At 41.3% G+C, this 21,052-nt stretch carries 17 protein-coding genes; 10 read left to right on the top strand and 7 right to left on the bottom strand.

The window, feature by feature from the left end:
- Nucleotides 1–131 precede the first annotated feature (131 nt).
- The 4 genes from E4O04_RS13755 to E4O04_RS13740 all read right to left on the bottom strand — a co-directional run bounded on the left by E4O04_RS13755 (nt 132) and on the right by E4O04_RS13740 (nt 5,179).
- Nucleotides 132–1,739, bottom strand: a complete 1,608-nt coding sequence (locus E4O04_RS13755) for an InlB B-repeat-containing protein (RefSeq protein ID WP_253708735.1) — start codon at nt 1,737–1,739, stop codon at nt 132–134.
- A gap of 472 nt (nt 1,740–2,211) precedes the next feature.
- Nucleotides 2,212–3,057: an Rpn family recombination-promoting nuclease/putative transposase gene (locus E4O04_RS13750; RefSeq protein ID WP_253695215.1), complete on the bottom strand. Its 846-nt coding sequence runs from the start codon at nt 3,055–3,057 to the stop codon at nt 2,212–2,214.
- Between the two features lie 333 nt (nt 3,058–3,390).
- Nucleotides 3,391–4,404 (bottom strand): tRNA dihydrouridine synthase DusB, encoded by a 1,014-nt coding sequence (gene dusB / locus E4O04_RS13745; RefSeq protein WP_253708733.1) that lies wholly within the window; start codon nt 4,402–4,404, stop codon nt 3,391–3,393.
- A gap of 1 nt (nt 4,405) precedes the next feature.
- Complete coding sequence (locus tag E4O04_RS13740) at nt 4,406–5,179, bottom strand: TatD family hydrolase (RefSeq protein WP_253692249.1); 774 nt, start codon at nt 5,177–5,179, stop codon at nt 4,406–4,408.
- A 207-nt stretch (nt 5,180–5,386) separates the two neighbouring features.
- On the opposite strand from E4O04_RS13740, the gene E4O04_RS13735 reads away from it, so the two are divergent.
- The 6 genes from E4O04_RS13735 (at nt 5,387) to E4O04_RS13710 (ending at nt 12,209) form a co-directional block, all read left to right on the top strand.
- Nucleotides 5,387–6,088, top strand: coding sequence for a lysoplasmalogenase (locus E4O04_RS13735; RefSeq protein WP_253708718.1), 702 nt, complete (start codon nt 5,387–5,389; stop codon nt 6,086–6,088).
- 486 nt (nt 6,089–6,574) lie between these two features.
- On the top strand, nt 6,575–7,669 hold the full coding sequence (rsgA, locus tag E4O04_RS13730; protein WP_253708715.1) for a ribosome small subunit-dependent GTPase A: 1,095 nt from the start codon (nt 6,575–6,577) through the stop codon (nt 7,667–7,669).
- Nucleotides 7,670–7,754: 85 nt separating this feature from the next.
- Nucleotides 7,755–8,723, top strand: a complete 969-nt coding sequence (locus E4O04_RS13725; protein WP_253692246.1) for a GGDEF domain-containing protein — start codon at nt 7,755–7,757, stop codon at nt 8,721–8,723.
- Nucleotides 8,716–9,684 (top strand): GGDEF domain-containing protein, encoded by a 969-nt coding sequence (locus E4O04_RS13720; RefSeq protein WP_253692245.1) that lies wholly within the window; start codon nt 8,716–8,718, stop codon nt 9,682–9,684. The genes E4O04_RS13725 and E4O04_RS13720 overlap by 8 nt, the downstream gene beginning before the upstream one ends.
- An 85-nt stretch (nt 9,685–9,769) precedes the next feature.
- A complete protein-coding gene (locus tag E4O04_RS13715) occupies nt 9,770–11,026 on the top strand; it encodes a ribose-phosphate pyrophosphokinase (RefSeq protein ID WP_253708712.1) in 1,257 nt (418 codons plus the stop codon).
- Nucleotides 11,004–12,209, top strand: a complete 1,206-nt coding sequence (locus tag E4O04_RS13710; RefSeq protein ID WP_253708709.1) for an FGGY-family carbohydrate kinase — start codon at nt 11,004–11,006, stop codon at nt 12,207–12,209. The genes E4O04_RS13715 and E4O04_RS13710 overlap by 23 nt, the downstream gene beginning before the upstream one ends.
- A gap of 54 nt (nt 12,210–12,263) precedes the next feature.
- On the opposite strand, the gene E4O04_RS13705 is transcribed toward E4O04_RS13710, so the two are convergent.
- Together E4O04_RS13705 and E4O04_RS14095 are read right to left on the bottom strand one after the other, a co-directional pair.
- Nucleotides 12,264–14,465, bottom strand: coding sequence for a leucine-rich repeat protein (locus E4O04_RS13705; protein WP_253708707.1), 2,202 nt, complete (start codon nt 14,463–14,465; stop codon nt 12,264–12,266).
- A 219-nt stretch (nt 14,466–14,684) separates the two neighbouring features.
- Nucleotides 14,685–14,813 carry a hypothetical protein gene (locus tag E4O04_RS14095; RefSeq protein ID WP_256488835.1) on the bottom strand — a complete coding sequence of 43 codons (129 nt, stop codon included), beginning with the start codon at nt 14,811–14,813 and terminating at the stop codon, nt 14,685–14,687.
- 153 nt (nt 14,814–14,966) lie between these two features.
- On the opposite strand from E4O04_RS14095, the gene E4O04_RS13700 reads away from it, so the two are divergent.
- The 3 genes from E4O04_RS13700 to E4O04_RS13690 all read left to right on the top strand — a co-directional run bounded on the left by E4O04_RS13700 (nt 14,967) and on the right by E4O04_RS13690 (nt 18,573).
- Nucleotides 14,967–15,833, top strand: a complete 867-nt coding sequence (locus tag E4O04_RS13700) for an Rpn family recombination-promoting nuclease/putative transposase (protein WP_253692240.1) — start codon at nt 14,967–14,969, stop codon at nt 15,831–15,833.
- A gap of 67 nt (nt 15,834–15,900) precedes the next feature.
- Nucleotides 15,901–17,667 (top strand): DNA repair helicase XPB, encoded by a 1,767-nt coding sequence (locus tag E4O04_RS13695; protein ID WP_253708704.1) that lies wholly within the window; start codon nt 15,901–15,903, stop codon nt 17,665–17,667.
- Between the two features lie 15 nt (nt 17,668–17,682).
- Nucleotides 17,683–18,573 carry a 16S rRNA (uracil(1498)-N(3))-methyltransferase gene (locus tag E4O04_RS13690; protein WP_253708701.1) on the top strand — a complete coding sequence of 297 codons (891 nt, stop codon included), beginning with the start codon at nt 17,683–17,685 and terminating at the stop codon, nt 18,571–18,573.
- Between the two features lie 51 nt (nt 18,574–18,624).
- Here the strand turns inward: E4O04_RS13690 and E4O04_RS13685 are convergent, their stop codons facing one another.
- Nucleotides 18,625–19,476 (bottom strand): Rpn family recombination-promoting nuclease/putative transposase, encoded by an 852-nt coding sequence (locus E4O04_RS13685; protein WP_253688149.1) that lies wholly within the window; start codon nt 19,474–19,476, stop codon nt 18,625–18,627.
- Between the two features lie 214 nt (nt 19,477–19,690).
- Between E4O04_RS13685 and mgtE the strand changes: the two genes are divergently transcribed.
- Nucleotides 19,691–21,049, top strand: coding sequence for a magnesium transporter (gene mgtE / locus E4O04_RS13680; protein ID WP_253686703.1), 1,359 nt, complete (start codon nt 19,691–19,693; stop codon nt 21,047–21,049).
- Nucleotides 21,050–21,052: the final 3 nt, after the last annotated feature.

Below are 21,052 nucleotides of genomic sequence, written 5' to 3'. Positions count from 1 at the left end.
ACAGAACAGGTTTGCCTCGAAGCTCCGCTGGCAGAACCTTCCTCCCCAAACCCCTCCTTCCTTTTCCGTCTGCCAAAGGGGACACCCCCGAGACCCCCAGTTGTTGCTGGGGTGTGGGCTGGGGTGTAATATTAAATGTCTTTCAAGATTCCGCTTTCATTTATTTTCTTTAGCTTCCAGTTCCTGCTCTTTGCATCGTCAAGGGCTGCTTTCAACTCGGCGGGCTGGCTGAAGTCTTTGCAGTTGCCTTCGGGTTTGTCTGTTTCCTCAGTGTAAAGCCACGCCTTTGCATCATCGCCTGCAGTACGAGCTGGCAATGCGTTTAATAACTCCGTCATTGCTTTGGCGTTAAGCTGGTTGCTGTAGCAACCAAGCTTTTGCAATGCGGCGCAGCCTTGCACGTTAAGCTCAGTGAGCTGATTTTTCCAGCACTCAAGCTTTTGCAATGCGGTCAAGCCCTGCACGTTAAGCTCAGTGAGCTGATTTTCCCTGCACTCAAGCTTTTGCAATGCGGTCAAGCCTTGCACGTTGAGCTCAGGTAGCTGATTACCTGAGCACCACAGCTCTTGCAAAGCGGTTAAGCCTTGCACGTTAAGCTCAGTGAGCTTATTTGCGGAACAGGAAAGCTTTTGCAATGCGGTCAAGCCTTGCACGTTTAGGCTGGTGAGGTTATTGCCGTCGCAGCTAAGCCCGGTGATGTTGCCTTTGAGGATGACCTTTGTCCCCTTTGCATGTAGTTCTGTGTATTTACCATTTTCGAGTGTTGTCTCGTTGCAACCTTCTACCGTTATAGCAGAGCCGTCCTCCGTTACCGCTCTGACTTTGATGGTGAGCTTGTCGGGGCTCAAGATGAGTACAGCGCCTCCTTCGACAGGGTTTGGCTCAAAGCTCACGGTAACTGTTGCAGCTTGGCTTACTCCGAGCGTGAAATACGCCATGCCACCTATGTTCTCGCCGTCAAGCGTCCATTTTTTCACCCTATAGCCTTTCTCCTCTTTAGGTGTGAATTCTACCTCTTTGCCGTGTTCAACCATGTCGCCTGAGCTGATTTCTTTTCCGTCAACTTTTGCTTCAAGCGTGCCACCAGTGCCGCCTTCCACGCTAAAGGTGATGGCGTAGGTTTTTTTAATAAAGCTCACGCTTACCGTTGTGTCGGCAGTGATTTTCACTTTTGCACTCTCGCTTCCGTCCGCTCCTGTTCCTGCTTGTAGTGCTTCGGCAGGCGTTACCGTCCACTTGTCAACTTTGTAGCCGTCGTCAGTCTTTGCCGTGAAGGTGATTTCAGTGTCCTCAGCCACTTGTTTATCTTCAGGTATTTCAGGCGAGGCTGTTACTTTGCCGTGCTCCGTTTGAGTGAGTGTTACAGTGTACTTGGTCGGCGGTATTGCTTCAAAGCTCACTTTGACTGTTGCAGGCTTGCTCACCTTGAGCTTGTATTCCGTGTTTGTGCCGTTTACGGCTGAGCCGTCTAGCGTCCAGCCTTTCACTCTGTAGCCGTCGTTAGCTGTTGCCGTGAATATTACCGCCTTGCCTTCTTCCACCTCTTTGCCTGAGGCTATATCGCCTCCGTCTACCTTTGCGGTGAGCTTGCCATTTGCTCCGTCCACGCTGAAAGTGATGGCGTGCTTAGGCTTCGGCTTTGCCCTTTGCGGGCAGGCTGTAAAGATAAGTGCGATGAGCAGCATAAAAGCGGCTCCCAAAAAGGCTTTTGTCTTAGTTTTTGAGTTGTTTGTTTTCATTTTGAAAACCTCCATAAAAAGTTGTTTGTTTTTCAATTTTAATCGAATTGTCCAATTACCCAATTAATAATTGTCCATCATAATAGTACAATTTTAGTATATTATCCATAAAAAAGAGCTTGTACGGGTAAAAAGAACCAAGGTTACCAAAAAAGAACTTTGGTTACCTGCTGAAAAATGTACATCCGTGTACATTTTTCAGCTTCGAGTTTTTGCATACGCAAAAACTCGTGCGATGTGTTTTGGGCGGACGTCCTGTCCGCCGCTGGTTTTACGCGCCGTACAGGGTGTACGGTGATTTTGTCATGCGATGTTTTACTTCACTTTTACGATAACGGTTCAGTTTGAGAATTGTTTGTAACTGCTATGGGTGAGTTTCTCTGTTATTAAGTGTACGGTATAGCATGGTTTTACTTTGCGGGCTTCGTGTTTTTTTTGAATCTACTCCGCCTATTTGCAAAAAGGCTGACTCTTATAGAGCTTTTATTTCTTCAACGGAAAGCCCTGATATTGTACAAATATCATTGATTGGATAATTCATACCTTTCATCAGCTTTGCCGTTTCAAGCTTTGTTTTGTATGAGCCGTCAGAAAAACCTTGTTGTATTCCCTGTTGTATGCCAATCCTTAGACTTTCTTCTCTTTGTACTGCGATGTCCGTATCATAATCGTATTCGGCTACTAGCATATTGATTACCTCCCGTGATTTTCTCTGTAAATATTCTTTTAAGATTCCTTTTTCTATACATATCTTTACCGCATTGGTAAAGCCGCTTTCTGGGTCGAGTTGTGTTTGTTTTCTTACCTCTTCTACAAAGAGGCTGTATTCTTCAAGCGGTTTGCAGGCTGCTAAGACTTTATTTGCTTTGTCTGTGTTGATATTGAGAACCCGCACCGTCAACTCCAGCGGCACTTGTTCAGGTTTTGTGATAAACGCATCGGATAGTTTTAGAACCGTAGTTTCGGGATAGTCTTCCGTGCCGTTGTAAAAGACATAAAACTCAGGCGTAGGTATTTTAGACAGCTTTCTTAAATACCTGTCTGTCGGTGCTTGCAGTTTTTCATAGAGCCTAGCTATATATTGTAAAAATCGTAGAGGCATATTTTCATTTATAGAGGATTGATGTTCTGCCAGCACGATGATTTTACCGTCTATAAGGCAGGAAACGTCATTGATTATATTCATGTACATAACATTATCGAGTCTTATATTTTCAACCGGAGACGAAAGCGGAAGGTGTGTACCGTGCAAGGCGTTGTAAAGAGATAAGAAATTTTCTTTTGCAAATATGCGGGCATCTGCTGCGTCGCACGGCAAAAAAGTGTCCTCGACGTATACCCGATACGCCTGCGGTACTTTTTTGCCTAACTCCTTGCATCTGCTCCGCCTATTTGCAAAAGTGCTCATACTATATAACCGCCACGGATGGCGGTGGTTCCACGCAAATGCGATGTTTTGAGCTTTGCTCAAAACTCGAAGTCAACGACTGTACACGGATGTACAGTCGTTGACGGTCGACAAAAACCGAGTCTTTGTATTTTCTGTTTGAAGTACTCATAGCCATCCCCTCATTGATTGTATTATATCACAATTACTGCAATTTTGTAAGAGAATATTTTTTAATTGTTTCAATGTTTCAGACATTTTTATTTAAAAGCAAGAAATATTAAAAGCACTTTGAATTATAGCTTTATACTCCTCGATTGTTGAGGCTTGTACCAATTCTTGGCGGAGGCGAGAGCCGTCAGGTATGCCCTTGGTGTATGCGGCGAAGCGTTTACGCATTTCGCGGCAGCCTTTTTCTTCTCCCTTTTCATCGCATAAAAAGACAAGCTCTCTAAAGCCGGTGCGGATTTTTTGTTCGGTGCTTATTTCTCCGTATGCCCCCTTGGTCAAAAGCTCCCTTGTTTGGGTAAAGATAAAGGGGTTTCCCATAGCCCCGCGGGCAAACATTATGCCGGTGCAGCCGGTTTCTTCAAGCATTTTTTTGGCATCCTCAGGCGAAAAAAGATCTCCCGATCCAAAAATAGGAATTTGATAAGGCTTCGCAAATTGAACAAGCTCTGCAAGGATGTTCCAATCGGCCTTCCCCGAATACACCTGTGCACGGGTGCGCGGATGGAGGGTGAGCATTTTAACCCCGGCATCAATTGCGGCTGAAGCAGCTTCTTTCCAGTTGAGTTTATCGGCGGTAAAGCCCGACCTTATTTTTAGCGTTACGGGTATCTTATATGGAGCCATTGCATCATTTACTGCCTTTACAATTTTGTATAAAAGCGGGATGTCCGTCATCAGGGCCGAGCCGGCTCCATTTTTGGTAATCTTTGCCATAGGGCAGCCCGAATTTATGTCGATACATTCGGGAGAATATTTTTCGGCGATTATAATTGCTGTTTTTGCCATGTATTCGGGGTTTGAGCCGAAAATCTGCACGGCATAGGCCTTTTCGTTAGGGGCTCTTCCGATTAGGCTCTCGGTTTTATCGGAATCTCTCACAAGGGCCTCTGAGGAGACCATTTCGGTGTATGTAAAATCGGCACCGCAGTCCACGCAGATTGAGCGGAAGGCCTTGTCAGAGTAGCCTGCAACAGGGGCCAAAAATATGTTTCCAGATAAAAGAAGCCCGCCTATTGAGACGGGCTTGTAAAGCGGTGTTTTTGCCATCTTATTCCGGCAGCCTGAATAGCTTACAGCTGTTTTTCCATAGCTGGTCGGCAAGTTCTTCAATATCCATCGAAAGCATTTCCGCCATAAACTTTACGGTTTCAATAGTATTGGCCGGCATGTTTCTTTGTCCCCGGTATACCGAAGGCGGCATAAATGGGCTTTCGGATTCAACTACGATGCGGTCGAGAGGAAGAGCCAATACCGTATCGTGCAAGTTTCTAGCATTGCGGTAAGTCAAATTTCCTGCAAAGGAGAAGTATAGAGGAAGCTTTAAAGCTTCTTTTGCATAAATATCGTCTTCGGAGTAACAATGCAAAACTCCGCCCTCTTTAGGGATTCTTTCCTTTAATATATCAAGGAGATCCTTTCCGGCTTCTCTGTTATGGATAATTACAGGAAATCCCGCTTTTGAAGCAATATCAAGCTGAGCTATAAAAAGCTCAATCTGAGAGCGCTTATCGCCGTATTTTTTGCAATAATCAAGACCTATCTCTCCTACGGCAATGACATTTGGTAATTTTAAGCTTTCTTCGATTATTTTTTGCCAGTCCTTTCCGGGAGATGTAACTTCAGAAGGAGATACGCCTACGGCATGGTATACCGCAGGTGAAAATCTTAGAGTTTCGTACACCTTTGAAAAATCGTGGAGACTGTTACATATACTTACTATCCTTGTTACAGAGCCTTGTCTGGCTTCTTGTACAACACGCAACTGCTCAATCGGATCAGAATATATCAAGCCGAGATGAGCATGAGTATCAAAAATCTGCATATTATTCTTCCATGTAAACTGATGTTATAAATTTTTACCTATTAACTAAGGTAACACTACCGTCTTTTACAGAATAGCATAGAAAAGCGTAATCGTCAACTTAAATTCTAAAAATTGTCAATAATTTATGTTAATAATAAAAATATCTTGCTTTTTTGATGATTTCGGTATATGATTATTATGTAGGTATATTTTTGGAGGTATATTATGTATAATCAATGTTTAGATCCTTGGTGTATAGCAACTATCGTTTTGTTTGTTGTTATTTCGACAATCCATTTGATTAAGTGTTTTAAGCAAAAACAAAAATGGGCAGATATTACAAAGTTTATGCTGATGCCGTCTTTGCTTTTATTCTTTTTGGCTTTCACTTTTGTTAATGTTCAAAACTTCTCTATTTTACACATTTTAATAATTATTGCTCTGATATCCAGCTTTTTTGGGGATGTTGCTCTTCTTTTTGATAGAGAAAAACAAAATTTTGCTCTTGGAATCTTATTTTTTGCGATTACTCAAATCTGCTATATAGTTTTTGCAATACTCGGTGTTAAGGTTGATTCTATTCCCCTTATTCCCGGAATTGTTTCAGCAGTTATTTTTTTAACTGCAATTATTTATGCCGTAATGATAACAAAAAAACAATTAAAAGGTCTTAAACCCATTGTGGTTCTTTACGGGCTTATAATTTCATCGATGAGCTGGGTTTTTATAGTATTTGCATTTGCAAATCCTGTGGTAGGACTCATACTGGTAGCGATAGGCAGTCTTTTCTTTGTAATATCTGATACCTTTGTTGCATCCCAATATTTTTTGGGAAGCAGAATCGCGACCCGCTTTATTATTATGAAAACCTATATTATTGCCCAACTTTTAATTGTGTTGGGAGCAATAGGAATTATAGGAGCTTAAGAGTTTAAAACTCTCAGCTTGAGAAGCGGCAGCGGTTAAGACTCTTATCCGGTGCCGCTTAATTTTTGCACAGCCGATATTAGGATGTTTTTTAGATAAATTGGTATTGCTCTTTATAACAATATATGGTATAATTCTATTTTAGAAAAATGCGGAAATACGCAAAAATCTAAAATGGGGCAAGATGTTTATGAAAATAGCTTCTTGACAAAATTTATATTTTACGCTAGTATCCGAATATCAAATTTTAAAATTTATGGGAGGTGCTCTATGACTATAGTATTACTTTTAACAAGCGGCAAAGATCTTACTCCCGGAAGCTCTTTATAAACCGCATTTTATCAAATCAATTTTATTTATAAAGATTCTCACCTTAAATTCACTTGCTTAATTTTTATTTTTGCTCAAGTTTGCAAATTTTTAAATCCGAATTTTTTGTGATGTATGTTCCGGGAGAAAATAATTCTCTATGTATAAGGAAACATTATGGAAACAATTTTAAATTTCGGGTTTGAAGATTTTTTTAAGGATAAAAAAATTGAAAAAGAGGTTGGACGTATTATTTTTTTTGCCGGGAATACTTATAAAATAATATGTAAAGACGGTGAAAAAGAAGCCCGTTTAAAAGGCTCTTTTAAAAAAGAATGCGAGGTATCCGGTACTTATCCTACGGTAGGAGACTGGATCGGTTTTGAATCTAAAGAAAATTCTTTTATTGTACTTATAGATTTTTTATATGAGCGCAAAAATAAGATTTCGAGGACAGACCCTAGGTCAGGCATTGAGCTTGAACAAATTATTGCTGCCAATATTGATACAGTTTTTATATGTATGTCCTTAAATAAGGATTTTAATTTAAACCGTTTGGCTAGATATGTTTTTGCCCTGCAAAATATCGAAACCGTTTTGCTTTTAACTAAGGCGGACTTATCCGAAACAAGGGGAGATGCCGAAAATTTAATAAAAAAGATTTATCCCCATTTAAAAGTTTATTGCATAAGTATTTTTGAACCTGAAAGTTTAAAAAATATAAAGCATTATTTTAAAAAGGGAAAGACTTCGGTGCTGATCGGTTCTTCCGGCGTTGGAAAATCGAGCCTTGTAAACAGCTTAACCGGGAAAGAAATTTTACGCACAAACGAAACAAATAAAAAGATAGATAAGGGCGTTCATACTACAACGAACCGTCAGATAATTTCTTTAGGAGAAGATTCGGGCGTTATAATGGATACTCCCGGCATGAAGGTTCTGGGTATCTGGGATTCGGACAGCGGGGAAAATTCTTTTGCCGATATTACCGAGCTAAAATCCAAGTGTCTTTTTAGCGACTGTACGCATACATGCGAAAAAGGCTGTGCCGTTTTAGAAGCTCTTAAAACGGGCTTACTGGATAAAAACAGGTATGAACTCTACCTGCAATTATTAAAAGAGGATAGAAGAAAAATAAGACGGGAAAAACGGCAGGAAAAATTCTTAACAAGGAAGGAAGAAAAATCCAAGTCGGCAAAAAGGCGCTTTAAAGAAAAGAAAAATATAAAACAAACCTTTAAAAAAGATTTGGATGAGCTGCTTTATGAATAAGTTTTTTTTAGTTCTTTCCCGATTTTTTTTCAATATGTGTTTTTCTTTTGCCGAAAATGTGCTATAATTCTTTCAGGTGGTATGCATGATTAGTGATAGACAGAAGATGGAGACTTTAAGTAATACTCCTCTTTTTGCAGGCTGGGATGAAGTTTACTTAAAAGACATAGCCGATAATGCCGGTATAGACAGCTATCAGAAAGGTGATGTTATTTTTAGGCAGGATACAAAAGGCGACCGTTTTTATATTATTGTAGAAGGAAATGTTATCATTGTATCTCCTGAAGATAAGTCGGTTCTTGCCGAATTTGTAAAAGGAGAAATGTTCGGTGAAACGGCTATGCTTACCGCGGAAGAACAAAAGGCTATCGCTTCTGCAAATGAAGATTCTGTCATTCTTTCTTTTCCTAAAGACGGAATTCCTATGGAAGAAGTTTTTAAAAATAATCCTATAACCTATGCCCAATTATTAAAGTCCTATCTGGTTATGGTTTCAAGAAGAACCCGAAAGGCGAACTCGCTAATAAAAGAAAACTCCCCAATCATGCAGGAATTACAAAAACAGGTTTACGGAGATAAATTGACCGGACTTTTAAATAAAGCTTATCTTGAAGAAAATATTAAAAATTTTATGAAAAGCTCTTTTTCTCTTATCATGATGAAGCCGGATAATTTTAAGGCTATTAACGACACCTACGGCCACGAAAAAGGAGATGCGTGTCTTACCTTTATCGGTAATCACCTGAGCCGGTTTTTAGATACCGATTCGGTTTTAATCCGATATCAGGGAAACGAATTCGCCGTTTTAACTCCCGAGTTAGGGCGTGACGGAGCTGCAAGTTTAGCCGAAAAGATAAAGGCAGAGCTTGAAAATTTGGATATTTCTCCCGTGCTGCAAAAACATTTTAAGCTAAGCATGAGTCTGGGCGTATTGCTCTATCCCGATACTAAGATAGATCAAGCCGATTTTATAAAGCAGTGTTCCGAAATTCCGCTTATAGGAAGATCCCGAGGCGGTTCTCTCATTCTTTTTGAGGAGGACATAAATGAATAGCTCGAAACAAAAATGGCTTGAAATATTACAGACAGCTCGGCTTTTCGCTCATCTTTCTATACCGGAGATTCAGGTTTTGGCCGAAGCCATGTTTTATTCCGAATTTGAGGCAGGACAGGCCTTGGTTTATGAAGGAGAATCGGGTAATGAACTTTTTATCATTGTAAAAGGTTATATTTCGGTTTCGGTAAAATCCGAAGGAAAAGAGATCGAGCTTGTCTGCCTTGGAGCAGGAGACTTTTTCGGTGAGATGGCTATGCTTGAACAAGAGCACCGCTCGGCGACCTGTAAGGCGGTAGAACCGACCTCTTGTCTTGTTTTAAAGTCCCAAGATTTTTCTTCTCTTATTATAGACCAGCCGAAAATCGCTTCAACGGTTTTGTATAATATGCTTAAAATTACGGGAAGCCGTTTAAGCAAAACTGACGGTCTTCTTTCCCAGATAATCAGATGGGGTGATGATGCAAAAAAACGAGCCATTACGGATGAGTTTACGGGGCTTTATAACAGAAGGTATCTGGACGAATCTTTCGAAGGGCTTCTTAAGCGATGTGTCCGCCAGCATCTGGGAGTAAATTTTGCCATGGTCGATGTTGATCATTTCGGGCAGCTTAATAAAGATTACGGAGCTGTTTTTTGCGACAAGGTTTTATTAGCCATTGTCGAAGTTTTTAAACATAATTTTGACACCGATGATATTTTAATCCGGTACGGCGGCGATGAGTTTTCATTTATCATAAGAGGAATTATGGAAAGAGCCGAGCTCCAATGCAAAAAAGTTTGTGCTGAGGTTAATGCCCTGACTTTTCAAGAACACCCGGAACTGCGCGTTTCATGTTCAATAGGTCTTGCTTCTTATGATGAAAAAATATCCGCATCTGAACTTTTAAAATTTGCCGATACAGCTCTTTACGCGGCGAAAGAATCGGGAAGAAACAGAGTTTCCGTTTATCAAAAATAGCCGCATCTTCCCCCTATTGTAATTTTCCTCAACAAGTGATAAAGTAAGCCGAGTAAAATTTTTTTATGTTCTTTTTGGAGGCAAAATGAATTATCTTGAATCGAACAACCTCGCAATTATCGCTTGTCCGGGAGGAGAGGAATTTGCAAATTTGACGATTAAAAACTTAAAGCATATCTATGCCCGTAAGTTGTACCAGCAAAGCGAAAAACTTGCAAAGAGGTACAATACCTCCGCTGAGGATATGATTCAAAAGTTTAACTTTTATAACGATTTGTTTGCAGGCAGAATGTCGGTAAACAAAGATACAAATAAAATCCATGTACCTAAATTTAAGGTAGATGCCCGTTTTACATATTTTATGAATGGGGAGTTTAAAACGGAACTCCTTGAAACAATCCGCGGAAAAGATGTTTATATTTTTCAGGATGTTGAAAACAAGCAGGAAATTACCATCAATGAAGGAAAAAACAAGGTAGTTTTTTCGGTAAACGATCACCTCATGTCCCTCATTGTAACCATAGATGCAGTGCGCCATGCAGGTGCAGGAAGAATATCCTTGGTTCTTCCGGTTTATCCTTACAGCCGCCAGCATAAAAAGAAGGGAAGGGAAGGCTTAACAGCCAGCTTACTCGGCCATATTTATGAAGACCTCGATGTAGAGCAGATTATAACCCTCGATATTCACTCCCGTGAAATTGAAAATTCCTTCCATTCCGCGCGCTTACAAAACCTTCATGCAAGCTATCAGATTATCCGTGAGCTTACGAGAATACTCGATTTGAGTGCCGACTCGGAAGAACAATTTGTAGTCGTTTCTCCCGATTCCGGGGCTGTTGACCGAAACAAATTCTATTCGTCGGGCTTGCAAAAACCCCTCGCCATGATATATAAGGAAAGGGATTATTCCGTCGTTACCCAAAATGCCAAACAGTCGAATATTGTAAGCATTAAACTTTTGGGCGATGTTGAAGGAAAAAACGCCTTCCTCGCAGACGACATGTTGGGTACGGGAGGAACTCTTTTAAAGGCTATGGAATTCTTGAAGAGCAAGGGAGCAAAAAAGGTTATAGCCGCAGTAAGTCTTCCCTTCTTTACGGGAGATGCCATTCAGCAATTTGATGAGGCCTATTCCAAGGGGCTTTTTTACAGGGTTATAGGTACAAACGCCGTTTACCACACCGAGTTAAAACAAAAAGAATGGTATATCGAAACCGATGTGTCGGGGCTCTTTGCTCAAGTTATCACGCGGCTTCACGAAAATCTCTCGCTTTCGAGCCTCCTCGATAACAGGGATATTATCGAAAAATTGCTTAAAAATGCGTCAATGCCTAAAAAATAATTTTTGTGCTGCCGTCTTTGACATAGGAACTTCCTCCCTCAAAGGAGCCCTCATAGCCGAAGACGGCAAGGTTCATACTCAAGGCCGCTTATTTTTTCCTCAAAACCTTGAAGCCGAAACATGGCTTGTTTCTTTTGAAAACCTTTTTAAACAGTTTTCCGACTTTGCGGAAATAAAAGGCATTAAGATTTGCGGTATCTGCATTTCGGGGAATGGGCCGAGCTTGGTTGCCGTATCAGACAAAAGCGGAAGCAGGGATTTTTTGCTTTTGTGGAACAAGGCTTCTCCCGAAGCCTCTGACGGAAACGCCAAGGAGAAAAATCTTCTTTACGGTAAGTCCATTTTTTTGCCGCGCCTGGATTTATTCCGAAACTCTTACCCGGAAATATTCGATAATGCAAAATATATTTTATCGGGCCCCGAATATTTAATTTATAAGCTTACAAAAAATGCGGTGACCGTTTTACCCGAAAAGAGATATGTATCCGCTTATTGGTCGGATGAAGAGCTAAAGGCCTTATCAATACCCAAAAAAAAGATCCCACCCTTTGTTCCGCTAGGCGAGCATTGCGGCCTTTACCGTAATATCCCGGTTTTTGCAGGGCCTCCCGATTTTATAGCAGCCCTCATCGGCACAAACACCTTGAAGCCGGGAAGGGCCTGCGACAGGGCCGGTTCAAGCGAGGGAATAAATATCTGTATCGAAGCTCCTCCTGAAAGCTCCAAACTGAAAGGCTTACGCCTTCTTCCTTCTCCCATTCCTGACCTTTGGAATCTTTCGTACATAATAGAGGATTCGGGCAGCCTTTTTTACGAATATATAAAAAAGCACGGGGGGAGTTTTATGGACTTTGATGCCTTTGTGCACAGTATAAATACTATCGAGTCCTATAAAGAAAATGAAGCGGAAGGAAGGGCTATCATCGAGGCTCTTGCTTTTAAGGTAAAAGAGGGAATGGATTTGCTTGAAAAGGCCGCAGGCTTTCGCCCTGTGTATACACTCTCGGGCGGGCAGGCCAATAACAAACTTTGGCGGGAACTAAAGGCCGAAATTACGGGCAGAGAATTTAAGGTGCTGCAAATAGCCGACGCCGAGCTCTTGGGCAACGCCGCAATAGTTTTTACTTCTCTTAAAACCTATGCCTCGATAAACGAAGCCGCTGATGGAATAGCTATATTCTAGCCTGCCGCATAGCCTTATGCGAGAGGCTCGCATAAGGCGTATGGCTGTTATGCCCTAAAATGTGCTGAACTTCTTTTTTTGTTCGGTTTGATTGCCGACAGGCGGTACTTTCATCTTCTCAAGGGCGCTGTAGGTTGTGTATGCGTCATAGTGTGCAGTCTTTACCTGTATGCCGCCTATTTCTAAAGCATTACAGTTGAAAAAGACAGCGGCAAAGTTTATTCCTGAGGCATTGTAAGGGCAGTTAAGTTTTACTTTTTTTAGAGAAGAACAACCTTTAAAGCAGTAAGACATATCATTAACGCCTTCAGGAATATCGGGGCCTTTAATTAAACTTGTGCAGCCTGAAAAACAATTACTCATATTCGTAACATTTGCGGGGATATTCGCAAGCGATACAAGATCGGTACAGTCTCTAAAACAGCTTTCCATACTTACAAGACCTGCAACCGTTTCGGGCAGTTTAAGGTCTATTTTTTTAGGGGATGCATTCTGTATCTTTTGCCCGAGTGCTCCCGGACCGGAGCTATCGCCCTTAAAGGCGGCAGCCGGTATGGTTCCGGTTATTTCGATGTAGTAGACACCGTCTGTAGCCGCCGGTTCCGTGTTAAGGTAGTTTTCCAAATCGGCATAGTCTACCGGTACATATAAAAGAGGCGGAGGAGGCGGCAAGATGATAGGGCTTTTAACACTTCCCGAATCTTTCTTGATTAACTTCCACTTTTTTGTGTCGCGGGCCTTGTAAAAAGTATCTCTTAAATCTGCGGGAAGGGGATCGGTGAAATCATAGTTGTGTTCATTCGAAGATGTTTTAAAAAGAGTGCCTTTTGCTCCATCACCCGCTGCACGGGTAGGCAGATTGGTTAAAATGCCGGTAAAAGCGGCCGCATTAAGTTTATTTTCGTTGCATGTGAATTCCTTTAACTTAGGAGTGTTTTGAATTAAAAGGCTTTGCAATTCGTTATTTCTACAGAATAGCTTCTCCAATTTAACCGCATTTTGCACATTAAGACTTGTTAATTTATTTTCGAAGCAGACAACAGACCGTAATTCGGCTAAGTTTTGCAGATCAAGACTTGTCAGTTGATTTTTGTCGCGGACCAGCTTTTGTAAGCCGGAAAGGCCCCGTACATCAAGGGCGGTAAGCTTGTTGTTAAAGCATTTAAGCTCCGTAATAGAGTTGTTTTTTAAGATAATCTGCGAGCCGGTTGCGGTCAAGGCGGTTGGCACACCGCTTGGTATATCGGTTTTGTCCGCGCCCTCTACTTCTATTGAACCGCTCGTGCATACTACCGTAACAGTGATTGTCGGTTTACTTGGGTCTACGATAAGAATTGCCGCGTTTGATATAATAGGCAGTACAATTTCTTCACTGATGCTTGCACTGTTGTATTTTTTGAGTGTCCAGTGTTTTTCGTCACGGGCTTTTTCAAAGGCTATTCTCAAGTCTGCCGGAACGGTGCCGTCGAATTTGTAGTTTCCCTCGTTATCGCTCGGGTCTTCGCTGAAAAGAAAACATTCGGCGCCGTCGATTGCCTGCCGTGCGGGCAGATCTTTCAGTATGGCGGTCATGGCGGCGGCATCCAGTTGATTAGCGTAGCAGTTCAGATATTTCAGTTCAGTTAACTTGTCTACCTTAAGTGCCGTTAATTGGTTTCCGCCGCAGGACAGTTTCTGCAATTTGATTAACTTGTCTACGCTTAACTCTGTTAATCGGTTGTCGACGCAGGACAGGTCTGTCAGTTCGGTTAACTTGTCTACTTTAAGTGCCGTTAATTGGTTTTCGTCGCAGTCCAGGTACGATAATTTAGTCACATTGTCTACATTAAGCTCCGTTAATTGGTTCTGATAGCACCTCAGGGCTTGCAAGTCGGAAAGTTCCTGTATGTCAAGGGCGGTAAGCTTGTTCCCGCCGCATTTAAGCTCTGTAATTACGGCGTTTTTTAAGGTGATTTTGTTATCCGCCGCTATTGCCGTAAGTTCGGTTTCTTCACCGCTGTTTATGCTTGTTTTGTCCGCACCTTCTACCGTTACCTTGCTTCCGCCGGAGGTTATTACCGTAATTTTTATTGTTTTATTATCAGTGTCTACGGTAAGAACAGCCTTGCCGGGTGTAACAGGCGTAATTGAGCCTCCACCCCCTCCTGCGGCGTTGGGGCAGGCTGTAAAGAGCCCGATAATCAATAACGATGCGGCAAGTGTGAGGACTGCCGCCCAACTTTTAAAGCATTTTTGGCTTTTGTTTGTGTGTTTCATAAGAAACCTCCTTATAATTGTGTAATTTAACCGCCAAGGGCGCAAAGATATTTAAGAGAGATGGTTTTAGATGTGCATTAATTATTCTTGGCGGGGTTTGCCTATTTTGCGTGTTTTTTAATTTAACCGCTAAGGGCGCGAAGGACGCAAAGAAATTTGAGGGAGATGTTGTAAATTCCTTTATAATTCTTTGCGATCTTGGCGATCTTTGCGGTTTATTTAAAAGTGCGCTGAGTGCTGAGTAATTATGGGGGCGAATTCGGCTTTGTCAAGTAGTTTTGCCGACTTTTCCAAACTTTTTTGAGAACCCTTTATTATACTGTTTAAGCGGTTTATTTTGCCGTTCATACTATACATTATAACCCAAGTTTTTGGGAATAACAACTTTTCGGGAAAGTTTTTTAATTTATTTTGGAAAAGGGGAAATGCCGAACTTCGTACTTTGCCCTTTGTCAATTTTAATAATTTATGTTATAATAATGGGCGAGGAGGCGCAAGAAAATGTCTAAGCATAAACGCAGCTATAAAGATTCGGTATTCGTTGACCTTTTTGCAGAAGACGAAAAGGCCAAGGAAAACTTTTTGTCGCTCTATAATGCCTTGCACGGTACTTCGCTTACGGCTACTGAAGATTTGAAAAATATCCGATTGGATCAGGTTCTCTATATGGCCTTCTATAACGATGTGTCTTATCTGGTCGATAACAAAATAATAGTGCTCGCGGAACATCAATCTACTATCAATCCTAATATGCCTTTGCGGTGTCTTGAATATATCGGACGCCTGTATGAAACTCTCTTTGAATCAAAGGAAAAATACAGCCGTAAACTCCTAAATATTCCGACACCGGAGTTTTATGTTTTTTATAACGGAGAAGAAACTTATCCTTCCGATAAAACTCTGAAACTATCGGATGCTTTTATCGAAAAATCTTCATTGCCTAGTCTTGAATTAACCGTTAAAGTAATAAATATCAACCAACAAAACCGCCATCCTTTATTGGAAAACTGCAAGACGATGTATGAATACACCGTATTTGTGGAAACGGTGCGCAGATGGAAAAAAGAAGACCCTCAAAACGGCTTTCAAAAAGCCATCGATGAATGTATACAAAATAATATTTTGCGTGATTATCTAAAACGCAAGACCAAGGAGGTAATAAATATGTTGCTGGCCGAATATGATTACGAAACAGATATAGCAGTACAACGAGAAGAAAGCCTGATGATTGGAATACAACAAGGAATTGAGCGAGGCTCTTATCAAACCAAACTTGAAACGGCAAAGTTGATGAAGGGGATGAATTATCCGATTACCGATATTTGTACAATATCGGGCTTAAGCATTGAAGAAGTAAAAGCATTATAGGGTCGATCGCTCTTCTTCATTTCCCCTAACTTGAACTGTCCTCTTTAAACGTGTATAATGTCAGGCTATGCAAGAATCGAAACCGCTTATAATTCAAGGAGACCGCTCCATTCTTTTGGACATTCACGACCCGGAGGCAGATGAGGCCCGCTTTGCCCTTATACCCTTTGCAGAGCTTGAAAAGTCGCCTGAACATCTTCACACTTACAGGCTGACTCCCCTCTCGCTTTGGAATGCGGCAGGGGTCGGGCTTTCAGCCGATTCTATTATGAAAACTCTCACCAGTTTTTCCCGCTTTAAGGTTCCCGAATCGATCTTGGTTTGGATGAAAGAGACGATGGGCCGTTACGGGAAGATAAAGCTTCTCCCTCTCGAAAAGCCTCAAGAGGACAATACTGACATTATAGAAGAAAAAGAAACCGGCGCTGCAAATCTCGAAACTGTTGAGGCGGAATTCTTGCGGCTAAAGACTGAAAACGCTCTTATTTTTAAAGAACTAAAAAGCAGTAAGCTTCTTTCAAAATATCTAATAGAAGACCCGGATGAAGAAAACTCTTTTTTAATTTCTCTTTTAAACAGGGGAACGGTAAAGCAGGCTCTTTTAAAACAGGGCTGGCCCGTGAAAGATGAGTTTCCCCTCCGCGACGGCGAGCCCTTAGATATTTCTCTAAAAGAAAAAACTTCGAGCGGGGCCGAATTCGAAATCAGAGATTATCAAAGGGATGCGGCTTCTTCCTTTGTGGGAGATAAGTCGGCAGGAACGGGCTTCGGTACTATTGTTCTTCCCTGCGGTTCAGGAAAAACTATAGTCGGAATGCTCACGATGAGTCTTCTTAAAACAAGCACCCTTATTCTTACTCCCAATGTGGCTGCCGTTTACCAGTGGAGGCGGGAGCTTTTGGATAAGACAAATATAAGCGAAGAAGATATAGGTTTATATACCGGTGAGGTAAAGGAGATAAGGCCTATTACGATAGCCACCTATCAGGTACTCACTTGGAGACCTAGCACCGATGCGGCCTTTCCTCATTTTAAAATTTTTAGGGAAAGGGCTTGGGGGCTTATAATCTATGACGAGGTTCACCTATTGCCCGCTCCCGTTTTTAGAATTACGGCCGAGCTTCAAGTTATAAGAAGGCTCGGGCTTACTGCAACCCTTGTGAGGGAAGACGGCTGTGAAGGCGATGTGTTCAGTCTTGTCGGGCCTAAGCGCTTCGATGTGCCGTGGAAGGACCTGGAGCAAAAGGGCTGGATAGCAAGGGCTTATTGTACCGAAATCCGTGTAAACATTGCTCCTTCAAAGGAGATAGAGTACGCTGTGGGTACAACGCGAGAAAAGCACCGCATTGCAAGTGAAAATCCTGCAAAGCTCGAAGTAGTCAAAAAACTTTTGGCCAAGCATAAGGAAAATCAAACCCTTATAATCGGGCAGTACCTTTCCCAACTTGAGACAATTGCAAAAGAAATAGAGGCGCCCCTTATTACCGGGAAAAATACAAATGCCGAAAGGGAGGTTTTGTATGATGCATTTAGAAAGGGGGAGATAAATGTTTTGGTGGTCTCTAAGGTTGCAAACTTCGCCATCGACCTGCCTGATGCCTCGGTTGCTATTCAGGTGTCCGGTGTGTTCGGGAGCCGCCAAGAAGAGGCACAGCGCTTGGGCAGAATCTTGCGGCCTAAGGAATGCGATTCTCATTTTTACAGTATCGTAACCCGCCAAACCATAGAAGAGGGATTTGCCGAAAAGCGTCAAAAGTTTTTGGCCGAACAGGGCTATGACTATTCGATTCTTACCGAAGCCGAACTGGATTATTGTGCCGGAAGCTCATCTTAATTTAGGAAGAGATAGATGAATATTGTTTTGTTTTCGGCTGATGATTTTTTAGACGATGATTGCGTACAATCTTATTGCGTAAACTCCGATTTATCCGATTTAAATGAAGAAAGATTTTTTCAAAATGCCGAAGATGGGAGCTGTGTTTTTTATAAAAACGATGAACGCTATCAGCACATAAAAAAGGTCTTGCATCTAAAGGAAGGCGATGTTTTTAAGGCCGGTCTTATAAACGGAAACATAGGAAAGGCTCTTATCTCTCACCTTTCCGAAGAAAAAATAGTTTTTTCTTTTTCTCCGAATGCATCCGTCAAAAGCAGGGCCGATAAGGGTGCCGGTAAAATTGATGATAACACAGATGCCGATAAAATTGAAAGAAAACCGCTGCCTCTTCCGCCGATAAAAATAATCTTGGGCTTTCCACGACCCATTCAGTTGAGGCGCATCTTGCGGGATGCGGCTAGTTTGGGTTTTGCAGAAATCATACTATGCGGAACGGAATTGGGAGAGCGTTCCTATTTAAGGTCGAACCTTTCAAGTTCCGAAGAAATAAAAAAATACATTATCGACGGAATCTCGCAAGCAGGCCAAACCCTGATGCCTAAATTTTATTTTTGCAATTCTGTAAAAGAAGCTTTAAAAGATATAAAAAACTCCTCGTTCAAGGGGAGCAAGGTTCTTCTCGACATAGGAGCCTTTCCATCACTTTCTACGTTTAAGATGCAGGAAGGGGAAGATTTAACTATAGCAATAGGAAGCGAGAGGGGCTGGACTCAAAACGAGCGGGAATCATTTTTAGCCGAAGGCTTTGTTTCTTACTCGATGGGAAAACGCATCTTACGCACCGAAACTGCTCTTACTTCCGCCTTAGCCGTTCTCCTTGCAAACAACGGCTTTTGGGGATAGGGCCATTGGGCTTAAACCTGCCATATAAGTTCATTTTAAAAACGCCGATTTTTATAGGGCTTGGATTTCCTGAATGCTTAAACCTGTTCCTTGGGCTATTTTATCAATATCAATTCCAAGTTTTTTAAAAGCAGCCGCTGTTTCAAGAGCTTTTTGGTAGGCTCCTTGTTCAATCCCCTCTTGATAACCAACATGTTTCCAAGAAGCCTTGTCATGTTCGTATTTCATTCGGTTTTCATAAAGCCATTTTTCTTTCGGGCTCATTTCCATTATTTCAATAGTTGTATTTGCTTTTGCCATCATCGGTGATTCTTGGGCTAACATATTACGGACCTCCCTATCATCGGTTTCAATAAACTTCAACCAGTTATAAAGTTTTTTTTTCTTTTCATCCTGTTCAATATTTTCTTGTTCTTCAATCTTGGCTAAGTTTAAAAAGTGGATTTCAAGTTCATCAGAAAGTTTGTCGTTCAAGTGCTTCTCTACTACATTATACTCACTGTGAATCAGATTGTTCAAATTAAAACCTTCACCCACTATGTTTATTGTAATACATTTAGGCAATTTTGTATACACTTCACCTGTTTTTAAGTTTTCCGTATACATTTTAGCCCAATAAAAGATAGTTCTTTGAGCAAACTCACTGTTCCACCTGTTTTGAATTTCTATATCGATAATGGTATTGTTTTTTAGGCGTAGTTTTACATCTAAAACACCCGTTTTATCGGTTATCGAATCCCTATGAAACTCCTTATCCAGAAGTTCCAAGCCTGCGATGGTTTCAGGTGGAATGTCCAAAATACATTCCAGAAAATCTTGAAGAATGTCTTTGTTTTCCTCTACTCCGAACACTCGTTTAAAGGCATAGTCGTTACGGAGAGTGATTTTAAATAGTTTTTCCATGTTTAATCTCTCTAATAGTTTTTTAAAAGAAGAAAAATTTTCCCCTTTCATAATTATTGTATAAAAAGTTTGTAATAAATGGTAAAATTTAAAAAATTGTTGACTAATTTAATATAAAAAACTCGAATAGCTGTATAAGCTTTTTTTCCTCCCCTATATTTTTTCTTAAAAATGTGATATACTCTCAAGAATTATATCGTTCGGAGGGTATCTTATGGAATTGGAAGAAAATAAGTTTGAACAAATCGAATATTTATTATCCGAAAAACGGTATATTGAAGTACAAAGGCTTTTGGCCGATTTAAACGAGGTAGATATAGCCGAATTTCTTGAGGCCGAATCGGCACAAAATGCCATTCTTATGTTCAGAATGCTGCCTAAGAGCATGGCCGCCGAAGTTTTTACCCTCCTTCCTACAGAACAGCAAAGTAAATTTATAGCTGCCGCTACAGACAGGGAGCTGGTTTCCATCTTGGATGAAATCTTCTTGGACGATATGGTAGATATTGTTGAAGAGATGCCTGCAAATGTCGTAAAAAAAATCCTAAAAAATACGGGCAGTGAAGAGCGGATGCTCATAAATCAGTTTTTAAAATATCCCAAAGATTCGGCGGGAAGCCTTATGACCATCGAGTACGTAGGCTTAAAAAAAGGAATGACCGTTGAGCAGGCCCTTGCCTACATCCGCAAGATAGGTTTGGAAAGTGAAACCATTTACACCTGCTATGTTACCGACCGAAATCGCATTCTTGAAGGCTTTATTTCTTTAAAAGAATTGGTACTCGCCGATGGGGACAAAAAGATTGAGCAGATTTTTAATAAAGAGTATATCTGCGTGAACACCCATGACGATCAAGAAAAGGTTGCCTTCACTTTTAAAAAGTACGGCTTTTTGGCCCTCCCTGTTGTCGATAACGAAAACCGGCTCATCGGCATTATTACCGTTGACGACATAATGGATGTTATGGAGCAGGAGGCTACCGAGGACTTCCAGAGGATGGCCGGTATGCAGCCCAACGAAGAAACCTACCTCGAAACCGGAATTTTTAAACTTGCAAAGCATAGAATAGGCTGGCTTCTTTTGCTCATGGTATCCGAAACCTTTACGGGAACCATAATCGAACGCTATAACCATTTACTTGCCTCTATGACTATTTTGACGGCCTTTATTCCCATGCTGATGGATACGGGAGGAAATTCGGGAAATCAGTCTTCCACCCTCATTATCCGAGGTTTGGCCACAGGAGAAATCGACTTAAAGGATTGGAAAAAGGTATTTTTTAAAGAACTGGGTATCGCCGTTTTGGTAGGTCTTATCTTAGGTATTTTTAGTTTTTTAAAATCGGTTTTCCTCGGAGGAAAGAACCCTATGATAGCCCTTACTGTGGGAGCCACCCTCGTTGCAACCGTAACTATCGCAAAGATTACGGGAGGTCTTCTCCCTATTATGGCAAAAAAATTAAAGCTCGACCCCGCAATTATGGCAGGGCCCTTAATTACAACCATTGTAGACACTGTAAGTTTGATTATCTATTTTAAGATAGCCGCAGTTTTGTGTGCAGGGATGTTTTAGTTT

Source organism: Treponema sp. OMZ 799 (assembly GCF_024181365.1).
Lineage (GTDB): Bacteria > Spirochaetota > Spirochaetia > Treponematales > Treponemataceae > Treponema_B.
This window is presented reverse-complemented; position numbering and strand designations above follow the sequence as displayed.